The sequence below is a fragment of the Microcoleus sp. PH2017_24_DOB_U_A genome (assembly GCF_020738205.1).
GTDB lineage: Bacteria > Cyanobacteriota > Cyanobacteriia > Cyanobacteriales > Microcoleaceae > Microcoleus.
Genome location: NZ_JAEQCT010000018.1, coordinates 73,276 through 88,545, shown reverse-complemented (window position 1 = coordinate 88,545; position 15,270 = coordinate 73,276). Strand labels below are relative to the sequence as shown.

The following is a 15,270-nucleotide window of genomic DNA, read 5'->3' as shown; positions in this document are numbered from 1 at the left end:
AGATATTCCTGGTCGATCGCAAGCAAAACTCAGTCTATTTTGGATTTGGGGATTTTAGATTTTAGATTTTAGATTTACAAGAACAGATGAATCTGCTGAAGTGGCGAGTTTGAACAGGAGTCTAAAATTTGGCGTGGCGAATGACTTAAGTCGCTGGCTGGTATCCGTTTTTGGATGAATCATCCCCAATACTCTATGCAATTCCAGTTTAGCAGTGCCGTACTCTTGGGCGATCGCGCACAAACGAGCTCCGGTCAATCGATTTTAGATTTTAGATTTTAGATTTTAGAGGCCACCCCACGGATAAATTCGGGGGAAAAGAGGATTTTCGATTTTCGATTTGGGATTGATTCCACGGATAAATCACGTGGCGGGTACCATCAATCAATTCTTGGTCAGCTTTCGACAAAAGCCCAGAAACTGGTACAGTGGATACTTATCTCTAAAATCAAAAACTATTGGTGGTTGAATCAAGTAACTTATGCAGGAGAGTTCTTGGCCGGAAAACGACACTCGCAGCGAGCTTAAGTTGGACATCCCCGATCTAGCTCAAGAAGAGCTCAAGAGTTTGACCTCGAACTCCAAGCTCGGCAAAATATTTGGCATCCCAGACATTGGCGACAGGGTGTTTGACGCGGAAACTTCATCAGAGCTCCCGGTGGCGGTGTCTGTGCCGGGATCTCCCTCTTTTCCTCAAAATCTGTACCGGGGACGGCGGGGAAAAGCCGCCGCGTTGCTGACTGCGATTTGGGGTGGCACGATCGCCCTACACTTGATTTCTTGGGGTGCGTGGGTAGTGTGGGGTTTGACGGGACTGCTGTGGATGCAAGCATTTCGAGTGTTGTTTGCCCAGCCCAAGCCCGCACTGCCGCCTCTGGCCGATGAAAATCGAGAGGATTGGCCCTACGTGTCGCTGCTGGTGGCAGCGAAAAATGAGGAAGCGGTGATTGCCCGATTCGTACAATCAATCTGCAATCTAGATTACCCGATCGACCGTTACGAAGTTTGGGCGATCGACGATCGCAGCAGCGACGGCACGGCGCTAGTATTGGAACAGCTAACCAAACAGTACCCGCAGCTCAAAGTATTTAGCAGAGGAGCAAATGCCAGCGGTGGCAAGTCGGGAGCCCTGAATGAAGTTTTGCCGCTGACTCGCGGGGAATTTGTGGGAATATTTGACGCCGACGCGACGGTAACGCCGGATTTGCTGCGCCGGGTGCTGCCGGTGTTCGAGAGACAAAAGGTAGGGGCGGTGCAAGTCAGAAAGGCGATCGCCAATGCAGCAGTAAATGTGTGGACTCGCGGCCAAGAAGCAGAAATGGCTCTCGATAGTTTTTTCCAACAGCAGCGGATTGCGATCGGCGGCATTGGAGAATTGCGCGGTAACGGCCAATTCATGCGCCGCACTGCCTTAGAACGCTGTGGCGGCTGGAACGAGGAAACCATTACCGACGACCTGGATTTGACCGTGAGGCTCCACCTAGACCAGTGGGACATTGAATTTCTGGCTTTCCCAGCCGTGTCAGAAGAAGGAGTTACCAACGCTCGCGCCCTGTGGCACCAGCGCAATCGGTGGGCAGAAGGTGGCTATCAGCGTTATCTTGACTACTGGCAGCTAATTTTGCGGAACCGGATGGGAACTGGGAAAACTTGGGATTTATTTGGATTTTGGGTATCTCAATATTTCTTGCCGACAGTAGCGCTGCCTGACTTTTTGATGTCAATTGCGCTGCGCCGGATGCCGATCGCCAGTCCGATAACTGTGATGACTCTTACTTTGTCCGTGGTGGGAATGTTTGTCGGTTTGCGGCGCACTCGCAAAGAGACTAAATTTGACATTAAAAGAGTTTTTGTCACCTTGCTGCAAACGCTGCGGGGTACTGTGTATATGTTGCACTGGCTGCTGGTAGGGATTGTGACGGCTCGGATTTCGGTGCGTCCCAAGCGGCTGAAATGGGTTAAAACTGTTCATCAAGGCACTGCTAAGTTGACAGTTGACAGTTGACAGTTGACAGTTGACAGTTGGCAGAAGGAAGAAGTCATTAGTCATTATTTATTGGGAAGGAGTCATTAGTTATTGGGAAGGAGTTATTAGTTATTGAGGAAAAGGGAGAAAATACACATGACAAGCTTAAAAGCAAGTCGTATTTGATGCTTGATTAGATTAATTTACTTGTAATCAATTGATAATTAGCTCCCAGAAATATCTGGAAACAGTATTGCCAAAACTCCGAAGAAAAAACAACTACTAACCATCTCCCTACTCTGTCCCGCCCAAGCTAGTCAAATCTTGCAATTGTCGATCGCAAAACAAAAAGTACAAAATAGCGTAATAAGTGATATAGCCTTTCTCAAAAAGATGAGGTATAATTGACAGCTTATAAACCACCCAGACGTATAGGGCCTTCTTCCCAACAACGTCCGCGAATCTTTCTGGTAACAAGTGATATGCCAGGAATACTACATAAGTAATCGGCAATATACAAAGTTGAGAATCAAAAGAGATAAAAACCATAACTTTTAATTTTTAACTTGACATAAAGCCAATTATTATCTATTAATAATGAATTGCCAAAAACGACGAATTGCTTGTTGCCAAATACCCGTCACCCGTTATTAAAAATGGATTTGTTAGAATACCAAGCCAAATCTTTATTTCGTCAGATGGCAATTCCGATTTTGCCGTCGCAGCGGATTGACAAACCCGCCGACCTCAAAGGGCTGAAAATTCCTTACCCAGTTGTACTGAAGTCGCAAGTGCGGGCTGGGGGACGAGGCCGGGCGGGTGGCATTAAATTTGTGGAAAATACGATCGACGCAGTTGCTGCGGCTCAAACAATTTTTAATTTGCCGATCGAGGATGAATATCCGCAAGTCCTGTTAGCAGAAGCAAAGTACAACGCTGACCAAGAATTGTACTTAGCCGTACTCCTAGACCCGATCGCCCGCCGCCCGGTACTTCTGGGCTCCAGACAAGGAGGTATGGATGTCGAAGGGTCGATCGACCAAATGCAGCAAGTTGCCGTAGATCAGGAATTTTCGCCTTTCTACGCGAGGCGTCTGATGCTGAAAATGGGATTGCAGGGAGATTTGATTCAATCTGTCAGCACTATTGTCGAGAAAATGTATCGGCTGTTTGTCCAAAAGGATTTAGATTTAGTAGAAATCAATCCTCTCGGCATCAGTCCAACAGGAGAGTTAATGGCTTTAGACGGTAAAGTCAGCGCCAACGACGATGCCTTGGGGCGGCATCCAGACTTGGCAGCACTCTCGGGTAAAAAGCTCTTCAGCGGGTTGGGAGGGGACAGCAGAAATGCCTATGGGGGCGATCGCCGGAATTCCAACTCAAAGTCGCAGCAGTCGCCGGATCAGTTTGACTCCAAACCTCAATCCCCAATCTCGAATTCCGCATCTCTGGAATTAGTGGAACTAGACGGGAATGTCGGGATTTTGTGCAACGGAGTGGGCCTGACAATGGCAACTCTGGATGCTGTAGCTCACCAACGAGGAAAACCGGCTAATTTTGTCAACCTGGGTTCTTTAGATCGTTACGATGCAGTAAATGCCCTGCGCGATCGCACCGAGTTGGGTCTGGAGTTGGTCGCTCAGGATAAAAGCGTTAAGGTGATACTTGTAAATATTTTGGACAGTGCTTCCAAGAGCGAGGAAATCATCACCGCCATAGCGGGCTATTTGGAACGAAAAGCTCGCGCCAACCGGCACATTCAAGTTGTGCTGCGCCTGGTAGAGATCGATGCTGATGCTGTTAAAAAGCGTTTCGGACAGTTGCCCGTGCAGCTAGCTAGCACTTTAGATGAAGCTGCGGCTCAAGCTGTATCATCTGCCAAGTAGCGACAGTCGATCGGCAAAACGAGAACTCTGGACAACATATGAAAGCCTTCTGCTTTTGAAAGATCGAGTTTTAACTAGGAAAAAATGAATTTAACTCCTGAAAGCAAAGTCCTAGTACAGGGCATTACAGAATCTCCCGCCTCAACGCGCGCCGCCCTGATGATGAAGGCATACGGCACTAATGTAGTCGCCGGTGTCAGTCCCGGTAGGGGAGGGCAGGAGTTGGAGGGAATTCCTATTTTTGATTTGGTAGAAGAAGCTGTGGCGGCAGTGGGTCATGTTGACACTACGGTAATTTTGGTAGAGGCTTACTGGGTGCTGGATGCGGCTCTAGAAGCGATCGCCGCCGGAATTAGGCAAATCGCGATCGTCACTGAGGGAGTGCCTCCTCTGGATATGGTGCGCTTAGTCAGAAAGGCAGAGGCCACAGAAACTTTAGTGATCGGGCCCAACAGTCCGGGGATTATTGTCCCTGACAAACTGCTGCTGGGAACTCACCCCAAGGAATTCTACACTCCGGGTTCGATCGGGGTAATCAGCCGCAGCAGCACTTTGACTTACGAAGTTGCTCTCGAACTGACTGAGGCAGGTTTGGGACAGTCGATGGCGGTTTGTATTGGCTGCGACGCGATTGTGGGTTCTTCTTTTATGCAGTGGCTGCAACTTTTGGACGAAGATGACAGTACGGAGGCGATGGTTTTAATTGGGGAAGTTGGCGGTTGGAGCGAACAAGCTGCTGCTTCTTACATCGCTTCGGCGATCGACAAACCTGTGGTTGCTTATTTGGCAGGCCGCTACGTTCCCAAGGGCCCGTCCTTGGGCCATGCCGGCATCCTGATCAGTTCTCGGGCTGCTGCCCAGAAAGCCTTTGGTGTTACGGTAGAGAACAAAATGGCTGCCTTTGAAGAGGCGGAAATACCCGTAGCTGCTCGGCCTTCGGAGGTTCCCAAGTTGCTCAAGAAGTTGCTCAAGAAAAATTAATTGCTTCTTGGTTTGTAGTAAGGACTTTAGTCCGCGTTTTTTGGTTTGTAGTAAGGACTTTAGTCCGCGCTTCTTAGTTTGATCGTTCGGAGTTTAGTCCGCGCTTCTTAGGAACGAAAATTTAATAACTTACACAAGTTTGTGGGATGGGCGTCCCGCCCGTCTTTTCGGGACGGGCGGGACGCCCATCCCACAAGAACAATAAAAACTGTAAGTTATACCAATTTAAAAAAAGAATGCAACAGTATTCTTGTCCCCCCCGCAAAGCAGCGGGGGGGCTAGGGGGGGTCGAAGAGTGTTGCACAATTTTAGATAAATGGTATTATTTAATTTTCATTCCTTAGTTTGATCGTTCGGACTTTAGTCCGCCAAAAAAGTCTGAGGACTTTAGTCCTCACTACAAACCTGTGCGATCGAACTTTCAGTGCTATTTTGTCTGAGTTGTGCCCTTTGTCTCGCCCTTGGAATCTTGCAGTAGGGTGCCCATATTTCCAGCCAAACCCTGAATTTTCCCAACAGTCGCAGCAATGCTGGCAACATCTACGTAAACCTCCGGGAGAGGATACTTTTTCAAGATTTCCAACAGCGACACCTTACCATCGTCGCCGGCTGCCAGAATCAGCGCAGCCCGCATGGCTTTGCCACCTTCTGTGCGGCGCTGAGTCCGAATTGCTTGACCAATTTCATCAGTAATTTTTTCGCCTGGGGTGCTGTAAACTATCCGGGCGAGATTAGCTGGCTTTAAACCGATTTGTAAACCGATCAACCCCTGCAATGTTTTTGGATCCATTTTGGAGAACCCGATAATTTGTTTGAGGGTTGGCGTCGTCGTGCCATCTTTAGCAAAGTCTTCTAAGTCGCTGATATTGACGGCTTGGCGGATCGGGCCAAATGTCAGGACAACTTTTTCGGCCCCGAATGCTCTACTGCTGCTAGATAATATGCTCGCGCTTGCTCCTAAAACTAGGGCAATGCCGATCGATACCAATTTGTTTAACTTCATATCCAGTTTCTGCGATCGATTTGAGCGATCGATTAAAATTATGCTTTCGAGATTTGTACATTATAGATGCAGCAGTTATATTCTACAAGGTTGCGAGTGTAAGTTTTGCCCGCCTCGCACCCAGCATCTTGACCCCAATTTTTCGGCGTTTTGGACGTTAAGAATAAGTAACCACATCTACCGCAATATTTTTTCTGATATACATTTTGCCTTCTACCTGTGAGTGCCTTCTGCCTTCTACATAAGTGCCTTTTAGAAGTTATGTTTAAAACCAAGCGCAAATCTAAGAAGTCCAAACAAAAGCCCAGCGAAAAAACAACAACATCCAGCAAAAAAGAAATAGCGGCACAAAAACGCAAAACTTCACAAAAGCGCAATGAATTAGCGCAGACGATCGTCATAAGCTGCTTAATCAGTGTTGCTGTCAGCATCATCCTGTTGTTCGTGGTTCGCGCTAAGATTGCTATTGCCGGAGGCGCCGCCATAGCCATTTTGCTACTTTCCTACAAATACCCCCGTCCAGCTTTCTGGGCTTTTTTTATTTACCTGCCTTTAAGCGGTACAGTTACCTACGCAATTGGTGGCGGGAATGCTGCATTTCAAGTAGCCAAAGACGCCTTCTACATACCAGCCCTCATCGCCCTCATTCAAAGCTGCAAAAAGAAACAGTTGCCTCTGTTCATTCCCAAACAAATGCTTTCTACCTTCAGCATCCTGTTGATGATGGCAATGCTGACTTTAATTTTTGTCAACGGGGAGATGCAGCTCAACCCGATGAAGGGTGACAAACCAATTCTACAAGGAATTCTCGGCTTAAAAGTATTGATAGGTTACATACCGCTGATTGCTTGTACCTATTATCTGCTCCGCACTAAGAAGGATTTGGTGTTTTTTGGTAGAATGCACGTAGTTTTGGCGATCGTTTGCTGCATTCTCGGTTTGATTCAGTACCTCTTGCTGCAAAGCGGAAAATGTGCGGGTACCCGAGGCATGATTGGAGAAGAATTATATAAAGCAACTCTGCAAGCTAGATGTTTTGTCGGCGGTTCTTTGGTATTCAGTCCAGAAGTCAAGTTTATCCGCTTGCCGGGAACATTTGTCGCACCTTGGCAGTGGGCGTGGTTTCTAATTTCTAATGCTTTTTTAACCTTTGCCTCTGCCTTTTGCGATCCTTCATTCTGGTGGAGAGTTATCAGTTTATTTGGCATGGCCTTAGTATTTGCAAATGCAGTTATTTCGGGTCAAAGAGCTGCGTTAGTTATGGTTCCAGTTGCCACAGCCATCCTGCTAATTCTTACAGGTCAATTAGTTAACTTAAAACGATTTATTCCCATCGGTGCAGGACTGGCAATTCTGCTCTTTGTCGGTGCAGCAATTAACCCAGGAATAATCGAACAGCGGTGGGATAGTTTTGTTAACCGCTGGAACGCTGCACCGCCCCAACAGTTTATTTTTAATCAGTTCGAGCAGAGCAACAATTTTATCATTGACAGACCTCTTGGTAGAGGTGTGGGACGAGCGACTAATTCAACGCGGATCTTTGGTGCTACACAGCTAATTGAAACTTTCCAACCTAAGTTGATGTACGAACTCGGTTATCCGGGAATGATTGCTGTTCAAATCATGCTTTTACACTTGGCTTTTCTAACTTTTAGAGCTTACCGTTCTGTCAAGGACAAAAGTTTGCGGAGTTACGGAGCTAGTTTTTGGGTGTTTGTGGGATTTATTAGCATCTATCCTCAATACTATCCGCTGGATGTAGATCCAGTGTGTGTGTATTACTGGGTTTTGGCTGGGGCGATTTTAAAGTTGCCCAAAATTGACAAACAGGTGCAGGATGAGAAACACCAGGAACTTGAGGGACATGAATTGGAAGTTCACCAGCAATTTAAGGAGAAAAAGATTATTGCATCGGCTCCAATTTGACAAAAAAGGTACGTTGTTGCGCTTTAGCGCTCTTTTCGAGAATTAACAAGAGCGCTGAAGCGCAACTACATACCTAAGAATTAACCCCAATGTTATGCAAAGGTACGTTGTTGCGCTTGGGCGCTCTTTTCGAGAATTAACAAGAGCGCTGAAGCGCAACTACATACCTAAGAATTAACCCTAATCTTATGCAAAGGTACGTTGTTGCGCTTCAGCGCTATTTTCGAGAATTAACAAGAGCGCTGAAGCGCAACTACATACCTAAGAATTAACCCCAATGTTATGCGACTTGTGTAAGTCCAGAAAAATTTGTAGTGTTGTAGTTTCAACGGACATGATATAAATTGTAATTTTACTGTGGTTTCCAAACAGGACTCCCAGCATTTAAATCCTTGTCGCTGGTCAATTTATTTAATCCCGAACCGTCGCGATTAATTACATACAAATTACTTTTGTTACCTGTATTCTCATTCAAAGTAAAAGCAATTTGCTGACTGTCATAAGACCAAGCTAATTCAGAAATTCCAGACATTCCTAGGCGGGGAGCTAGTTGATTTAGCTGGGAAGTTTCCGCATTTATTGTGTATAATTTTTGCTGGTTGAAGTCTCCGCCAGTGAAGGCGATAAGTTTGCCATCGGGCGACCAGGAAAGTGCATCGTAGTTTTGGGGTTTTTGGGTGAGATTTTTGGCGGTTCCGCTGTTAATGTCGATCGCATAAATATCCTGGTTTCCCCCGAGCAAATCGCCCGCTTTCCCCTGATAGTAAGCAATCCGGCTGCTGTCGGGCGACCAAAATAGCTTGACGTTGTAGACTTGATGTTGCGGGTTGTCAGTCAAATTTTTGAGGTTTGTGCCGTCGGCATTAATCGTGTAAACTTGCTGTTGGGGATAGGTACCGGAGAAAAAAGCGATTTTTGTGCGATCGGGCGACCAGACAAGTTCGCTACCGCCGGAGGTATACTCGCCGGGACTTTTGGTTAATTTAGTCATGCCCGAACCGTCGGCATTCATTTTATAAATATTTTTATCCTTAACAAAGGCTACCTGTTCACCATCAGGAGAAAGATAGAATTCTGATGAAATTTCTGTTTTAGCCGGTTGTCCTCCTACTTCCCAATTGCGAACTAATTTAGTTCCTTTAATACCCGAAGTGTCGCTAGTATAAAGTGATTGACTGCCGGGAGAATCCGAGGTAAAACCATCGCAGGAACGGGCAAAAACAAGTTTTTGGCTGTTGGAAAACCAAGCTACTCCCCAGCAAACTGTTTCGTTAACCCGGAACCGTCAGCGTTGACTGTATAAATGTCCGTGTCTGTGCCAACGAAAGCCAGTCGATCGCCCTTGGGCGACCAAACTACGGTATAGCTAACATCTATATTGGGTGCAAGTTCGCGGCGGGCTAAACTGGTAGCGTTGACGGTAAATAAACTGTTTCTCACCTCGCTCTCGCGCGGTTGGAGAGCTATAAACGCCAGTATACTTGGTTTTTGGGCTGCGGTTGTCCCAGGGCCCTGAAGGCTCCAAAACAGGGCGATCGCGAGTGTTAGGGTGATAAGGGCGATCGACCAAAACCTCCATAATTTATGCAAACGCATTTTGTTAGTTGATCCTCTTGACAATGGAAAGTGGAAAGCAAAAAAGACAGCTCGAAATTTCGCTATCACAGGTCAACTGTCAACTGTCAACTGTCAACTGTCAACTGTTTAAAGTGTTTGGCGATCGATATGTCGCGACAGCATCAAACTCTGCTTAATTCTACCAATAATTAGCTCAAACATTTTTTTGCGGGACGGATTCTTGCTGCTGGGTGGCATCCCTAACTCGCAACACATCAAATTCAAATCAGTTGCACTCATAGCCGACAATTTTTGCCTCACCTCTAGTTCATGACCCTTCTTAGCTTGCAAACGCAATTCTTCATAAACTTCGAGAACATTTCCTGCCGATAAATTAGCAGGTTTATCGACATCAGCAACAGTAGGTAATTCCGAAGTTTTCGACCCAGTCGCAAGCCCTCCCCGCTTGACTTGAGCCTCAATCCTGGTTAATTTTTTGGAAACCTCCCGCAAGATCTCCTTAAGTTCGCTAATTTCCTCAACCAACCCTCCGCTTTTTTGCTCGCCATCCGCCAAAATATCTTTTTTAATCATTTGAGATACTCCTCACACTCGCGCCAAAGTTGCTCAAACTCTCTAACTAATTCTCGCGGCAGTTCTCCCTCATTAATTGCCCGCTTTAGCCCAACACTTTCCCGAATTGTCGATTCTAAAAATCTCACTTCTATGTTATTGTCTTTTGAGATTTCAGCGCAAAGCCTTTTGACTTCTCTCATGTAAAACTGAACTTCATTTGTCAGCAATCCTCCATATATTTTAGCTTTATTCATAAACACTGCAATCTTGGGAAACGGGTAAGGCTCAATCCGTTTTTGGAGCGAGTTTAAAACTAAACTCAATCCCCGAGAACCAAAATAATCTGGGTTGACAGGAATCAGTATTAAGTCGCAGCAAGAAAGTACGCTATAGGTGAGGAGACTGAAGGAAGGCGAACAGTCAAACAGCATCAAATCGTATTTGGGGAGATTGGGAGAGTTAGCGATTTTGCCACTGAACTGGCGGATGAAGTCTTTAACACTTTTTCCCTCAAATCCATCGAGGTCTAACCAATACAATTCTTCAACTGAAGGGATAAAATGCAACTGTTCGTCAATCTGATAAATGGTGTCGAAACCAACGGGAAATTTAAAGTTTTGTCCGGCTTTTTTAAAGACTTCGAGGGCGTCGTAAATTGTGAGTCTGTGTTTGAGAGATTTTTCGTACCACTTACCAAACTTATCATCTAAATGACCCGTATTTTCGTTAAGCCCGATCGCCTCTGTGAGGGACATTTGCGGGTCTAGATCTAACATCAAGACTTCTAAGTCGGTTCCTTGGGATATAATATTTCCTAGACTCCAGGTGACGGTGGTCTTTCCGACACCGCCTTTGAAGTTGATTACGGCTATGGATTTGGGACTCATGGCTGGCTTTGTTTGGATTTTGCTCAATTTTTTATTAAAACATAGCGATCGCCCAATTAGCGTTTGCTCAGTATTATTACTCAATTAATTGCGATCGCCTGGAGTAGGCGATCGCCAGATTAACAGGGAGTCTCTTTTTAGAAAAGAATATCAGGAAACTTGAAAACGTGACTGGCAATATTCCGCACCTTGGCTAATGGAACAGGTAATCCAGTTACACTGTAGCCTCGATTTGGTACTACTTTCTGCGGGAGTTCTGGGTGTTGCTGCGAAACTAACAACCTGAATTTACCAGGTTCGACGACCAATATCTCCTGTTGGGGAATGAAAAATATCCAGAGATCCGCTTGCGAAGTCCATCCCCAACAGGGACGGTTGCGATCGTCAAAAACTTCAAAAAACAAGTTTCCAGTTTGCTTGGCTTTTATATCAGTCTTGTACTCAGCAGTTGCAGTTGAACCGTTTGGGCGAATTAGTCGGCGGTCAATACCTGCTTTCTGATACTGTGGCAAATCTGAGACATCCTCAATGCGATAGCCATGAATCTGCAACCACTTGTCTACGATCGCCTCTCCTGTCTTTCCTACTTTCTTTTGAGTTTGGAAGTCGTATTCCTGTTTTTGGGAAAGCGGCGGTAGTTGCTGGGATAATTCGGCTTTGTTGTGCAGATTATTGTTGTACATGATTAATTCCGTCAGCTAAGTTTTCAGTAGTGAATCACTACCTCCTTAGCTTCGAGGGTCGGTGTCTGAGATTGTGACCGGCTAAACTGTCTGATGTGTCCGACTTTCTGTCTGAGTTTGTGTCTGACTTTCATTCGTTCAGTTACAATAGCCATAAGTGTTGGAGTCAGGCTATGGCTATAAGAGGAATAAAGGCATCTCCAGAAGGCATTAAAAAAGCAGAAAAAGCTTTAGTCAGAAATAGTTTAAATAAGACTGCTTTAAAGCGAGAGTTAGGAATAGCTCGCTCAACTGTTAGTCGTTTTTTTAAACCTGAACCAGTTGACCGTTTAAATTTTGAAGAGATTTGTACAAGGCTAGGGCTAGATTGGAGAGATATTATTGCTAATCCACTCACTGAAACTGAGACAGAGGAAAAACAACAGAGTAACTCTGATTTTCAAGATGCTGAACCTGAGCAAGTTGAGGAAGTGCTGGACAACTTTTGTGACGAGGTTGTGGTCGAGAGGGTGCGATCGCACTCTCCTATATGTGCTGAGGATTACGATAAACTGGGAATAAACAAGGCTAAGGAAAGAGATTTTCATGGAGCAATTGAAAATTTCTGTCGAGCAATTAAGCTCAACCCTCATTATGCAAATGCCTACAATAACCGGGCTCTTGTTCGTGCTGAACTAGGGGACTATCCAGGAGCAATTGAGGATTACAAAGAGGCGATATTACTCAATCCTGATTGTGCAATATTTCACAACAACCTGGGTATTATTTCTTCTAAATTAGGTGATTATCAAGGAGCGCAGGCAGCTCACACCCGAGCAATTAAACTAAATCCTGACTATGCTCAAGCCTACAATGACCGAGGTGTTAATAATGTAGAGATAGGCAATCTGGAAGAAGTGCTTAAAGATTTCACCCAAGCAATTGAACTAAATCCTGATGATGCCCTTGCTTGGAATAATCGAGGTGATGTCTACTTCTTGAAATTAGACGATCTGCAAAGAGCGCTTGAAGATTACATCCAGGCAGCTAGGCTGAATCCCAATAATTCTAAAACATTCAACAACTTGGGAGTTATTCACTCTAAGTTGGGGAACAAAGAGAAAGCGCTTGAGGATTACACCCAGGCAATTCAGCTTGAACGAAATTTTGCCCAAGCTTATCTAAACCGAGGCATTGTCCACTATGAATTGGGCTATTCCCAAAAAGCAGATGTCGATTTTCACCATGCTAAAAATTTATATCGTGTCCAGGGAGAAGAAGAAAATCACCAAAAGGTACTTGATATAATAGAAGAACTTCAGCAAGAAGATTGAGAGCGATCGCATTTAGTAAATTGATAAAAAGAGTAATTCCTACATTGCTTAAAGCTTTATTCACTGTAATGATTCTTACAAGCTGCGATCGCAATTTCTTGATCGGTAACTTGGTAAACCAAACGATGTTCGTTATCAATGCGTCTCGACCAAAAACCACTTAACTCGTATTTGAGAGGTTCAGGTTTGCCCAATCCTTCAAAGGGCGATCGATCTATATCTTTAATCAATTCTACAATTTTGCGATAAATCTTTTTGTCGAATTTTGCCCATTCATTAAAATCTGCAAAAGCAGAAGATTCAAAAATAATTCTTCTGCTCATTACAAATCCTGTAGATCGACTTCAACTAAATTTTGTCTATCTTTAAGATTTTCAATAGCTTTCAACAGTTTGTTTTTATTAACTTCCGATTTCAAAAGATATTCGGTTTCATCGCATTCTGAGACAATTATTTCAATCTCTTTATTTCCAAAAGTCGCTTTAATTTGTTCTAAAAAATTAAAATCGAGTTCGCTGGCTTTTAAACGATAAACTGTTGACATCGTTTTTACCTATTTTTGATTGCGTTAAAAATTAATACTGCCTTTAAATACATTAGTTTGAAGTTGATACTAAGAGCGGGCAATTTTGCCCGCCCTTAATTTGTTTTAGCGTTTGACTAACTTCTTAGACACCTTCCGCAAGCGAATTGATTTCGGTGTTACTTCCACCAATTCATCCTGCCCGATGTACTCCAAAGCACGTTCCAAACTCATATCGACTGGTGCTTGCAATTGTGCCAATTCTTCACCGCCAGATGCGCGGTGGTTTGTCAACTGCTTCGACTTGCAAATATTCAGCTCCATGTCGTCATCTCGGTTGTTTTCTCCGATAATCATCCCTCTGTAAACCTTGGTTCCGGGGGTAATGAAAAATACGCCGCGGTCTTCAGCATTTTTCAGTGAATAAGTAGTTGCAGTTCCTTCTTCAAAGGAAATCAATACTCCGTTGCGACGGGCGACAATTTCTCCACCGAGGGGGCGATAGTCGAGGAAGCTGTGGTTCATAATTCCGGCGCCGCGAGTCAAGCGCATGAACTCGCCTCGGAATCCAATCAAACCACGGGCGGGGACTGAAAATTCGATTTGGGTGCGACCGGTGCTGCTGACGTGCATATCTTGCATTTCTGCTTTGCGCTGACCGAGGCGTTCGATGCAGCCACCGACGGCTTCTTCGGGTACGTCTAAGACTAAACATTCAAAGGGTTCGCAGGGACGACCGCCGACTTCGCGGAAGATTACTTGCGGTTGGGATACTTGGAATTCGTATCCTTCGCGACGCATATTTTCGATCAGGATTCCGAGGTGGAGTTCGCCACGACCGGATACGAGGAATTTGTCGGGAGATTCGGTTTCTTCGACGCGCAAGGCGACGTTGGTTTGGAGTTCTCGCATTAGCCGATCGCGAATTTGACGCGATGTTACCAAACTACCTTCTTGACCGCAGAACGGCGAATCGTTCACAGAGAAAGTCATCTGCAAAGTTGGTTCGTCTACCTTGATTAAAGGCAGCGCTTGCGGGTCGTTGGGACAGGTAATTGTCTCGCCAATATAGGCATCAGCAAAACCAGCAACGGCGACAAGATTACCAGCAGAAGATTCTGCGATATCAATCCGCTTCAGGCCTTCAAAGCCCATCAATTTGCTGATTTTTGATTTGACAAGCGCGCCGCTTTCGGTGATTAAGACTGCTTGTTGACCGATTCTAATCGTGCCGTTGTGGATGCGGCCGATGACGATGCGACCGACGTATTCGGAGTAATCTAAGGTGGTTACTTGCAGTTGCAGCGGCTTGTTGGGGTCGCCTACTGGGGGTGGTACGTGGTCGAGGATTTCTTCAAACAGGGGCTTCATATCTAGCCCTTCGTCTTCGAGGTGTTTTTTGGCGTAACCGCTTAAGCCGGAACCGAAGAGGTAGGGAAATTCGCACTGATCGTCGTCAGCGCCTAGTTCGAGGAACAGATCCAAAACTTTATCGACGGCTTTGTGGGGGTCGGCTCGATCGCGATCGATCTTGTTGACAAATACGATCGGGCGCAGTCCTTTTTCCAGGGCTTTTTTGAGCACGAACCGGGTTTGCGGCATCGGGCCTTCATTGGCGTCTACGATCAGCAAACAACCGTCTACCATGCCGAGAACTCGTTCGACTTCGCCACCGAAGTCGGCGTGTCCGGGGGTATCGACGATGTTGATCAGGGTTTCTTTGTATCGGACGGCGGTATTTTTGGAAAGGATGGTGATGCCACGCTCGCGCTCGATATCATTGGAGTCCATGACGCAATCTGGGATTTCTTCCCCTTCGCGGAAGACCCCGGACTGTCTGAGAAGAGCGTCCACAAGGGTGGTTTTGCCGTGATCGACGTGAGCAATGATGGCGACGTTGCGAATGGGAAGACTCATAATGCGTCTGGGACGTTAAACGGATTTAACTAAAGATTTCTTAATAATTGTA

General features: G+C 45.5%; 15 protein-coding genes. 5 read left to right on the top strand and 10 right to left on the bottom strand.

The annotated features are described in order from the left end of the window. Positions 1-54: 54 nt before the first annotated feature. Positions 55-258 carry a hypothetical protein gene (locus JGK07_RS02575; RefSeq protein WP_293184326.1) on the bottom strand — a complete coding sequence of 68 codons (204 nt, stop codon included), beginning with the start codon at positions 256-258 and terminating at the stop codon, positions 55-57. 223 nt (positions 259-481) lie between these two features. Between JGK07_RS02575 and JGK07_RS02570 the strand changes: the two genes are divergently transcribed. The 3 genes from JGK07_RS02570 to JGK07_RS02560 all read left to right on the top strand — a co-directional run bounded on the left by JGK07_RS02570 (position 482) and on the right by JGK07_RS02560 (position 4,833). Further along, positions 482-2,005 (top strand): glycosyltransferase family 2 protein, encoded by a 1,524-nt coding sequence (locus JGK07_RS02570; protein WP_293223578.1) that lies wholly within the window; start codon positions 482-484, stop codon positions 2,003-2,005. Between the two features lie 617 nt (positions 2,006-2,622). Further along, positions 2,623-3,852, top strand: coding sequence for a succinate--CoA ligase subunit beta (locus tag JGK07_RS02565; protein ID WP_293223575.1), 1,230 nt, complete (start codon positions 2,623-2,625; stop codon positions 3,850-3,852). Between the two features lie 84 nt (positions 3,853-3,936). Next, a complete protein-coding gene (locus tag JGK07_RS02560; protein ID WP_293184334.1) occupies positions 3,937-4,833 on the top strand; it encodes a CoA-binding protein in 897 nt (298 codons plus the stop codon). Positions 4,834-5,260: 427 nt separating this feature from the next. Here the strand turns inward: JGK07_RS02560 and JGK07_RS02555 are convergent, their stop codons facing one another. Continuing rightward, complete coding sequence (locus JGK07_RS02555; RefSeq protein ID WP_293218884.1) at positions 5,261-5,836, bottom strand: alpha/beta hydrolase; 576 nt, start codon at positions 5,834-5,836, stop codon at positions 5,261-5,263. 261 nt (positions 5,837-6,097) lie between these two features. Here JGK07_RS02555 and hpsL point away from each other — a divergent pair, with 261 nt between their 5' ends. Continuing rightward, entirely contained in the window at positions 6,098-7,762 is a 1,665-nt protein-coding gene (gene hpsL, locus JGK07_RS02550) for a hormogonium polysaccharide biosynthesis protein HpsL (protein ID WP_293218886.1), read from the top strand. 352 nt (positions 7,763-8,114) lie between these two features. Here hpsL and JGK07_RS02545 read toward each other — a convergent pair whose 3' ends face one another. The 5 genes from JGK07_RS02545 to JGK07_RS02525 form a co-directional block, all read right to left on the bottom strand. Next, positions 8,115-8,774 carry a hypothetical protein gene (locus JGK07_RS02545; RefSeq protein WP_366934275.1) on the bottom strand — a complete coding sequence of 220 codons (660 nt, stop codon included), beginning with the start codon at positions 8,772-8,774 and terminating at the stop codon, positions 8,115-8,117. Positions 8,775-9,010: 236 nt separating this feature from the next. Further along, entirely contained in the window at positions 9,011-9,358 is a 348-nt protein-coding gene (locus JGK07_RS02540; protein WP_293290695.1) for a hypothetical protein, read from the bottom strand. A gap of 108 nt (positions 9,359-9,466) precedes the next feature. After that, positions 9,467-9,913 (bottom strand): hypothetical protein, encoded by a 447-nt coding sequence (locus tag JGK07_RS02535; protein WP_293223571.1) that lies wholly within the window; start codon positions 9,911-9,913, stop codon positions 9,467-9,469. Continuing rightward, a complete protein-coding gene (locus JGK07_RS02530; RefSeq protein WP_293206863.1) occupies positions 9,910-10,866 on the bottom strand; it encodes a ParA family protein in 957 nt (318 codons plus the stop codon). The genes JGK07_RS02535 and JGK07_RS02530 overlap by 4 nt, the downstream gene beginning before the upstream one ends. A gap of 53 nt (positions 10,867-10,919) precedes the next feature. Beyond that, a complete protein-coding gene (locus JGK07_RS02525) occupies positions 10,920-11,465 on the bottom strand; it encodes a hypothetical protein (protein WP_293206865.1) in 546 nt (181 codons plus the stop codon). 173 nt (positions 11,466-11,638) lie between these two features. Between JGK07_RS02525 and JGK07_RS02520 the strand changes: the two genes are divergently transcribed. After that, positions 11,639-12,778 (top strand): tetratricopeptide repeat protein, encoded by a 1,140-nt coding sequence (locus JGK07_RS02520; protein WP_293206867.1) that lies wholly within the window; start codon positions 11,639-11,641, stop codon positions 12,776-12,778. Positions 12,779-12,834: 56 nt separating this feature from the next. On the opposite strand, the gene JGK07_RS02515 is transcribed toward JGK07_RS02520, so the two are convergent. The 3 genes from JGK07_RS02515 to typA all read right to left on the bottom strand — a co-directional run bounded on the left by JGK07_RS02515 (position 12,835) and on the right by typA (position 15,218). Next, positions 12,835-13,101, bottom strand: a complete 267-nt coding sequence (locus JGK07_RS02515; protein ID WP_293206869.1) for a Txe/YoeB family addiction module toxin — start codon at positions 13,099-13,101, stop codon at positions 12,835-12,837. After that, positions 13,101-13,322, bottom strand: a complete 222-nt coding sequence (locus JGK07_RS02510) for a hypothetical protein (protein ID WP_293206872.1) — start codon at positions 13,320-13,322, stop codon at positions 13,101-13,103. The genes JGK07_RS02515 and JGK07_RS02510 overlap by 1 nt, the downstream gene beginning before the upstream one ends. 105 nt (positions 13,323-13,427) lie before the next feature. Further along, entirely contained in the window at positions 13,428-15,218 is a 1,791-nt protein-coding gene (gene typA / locus JGK07_RS02505) for a translational GTPase TypA (RefSeq protein WP_293190763.1), read from the bottom strand. Positions 15,219-15,270 lie beyond the last annotated feature (52 nt).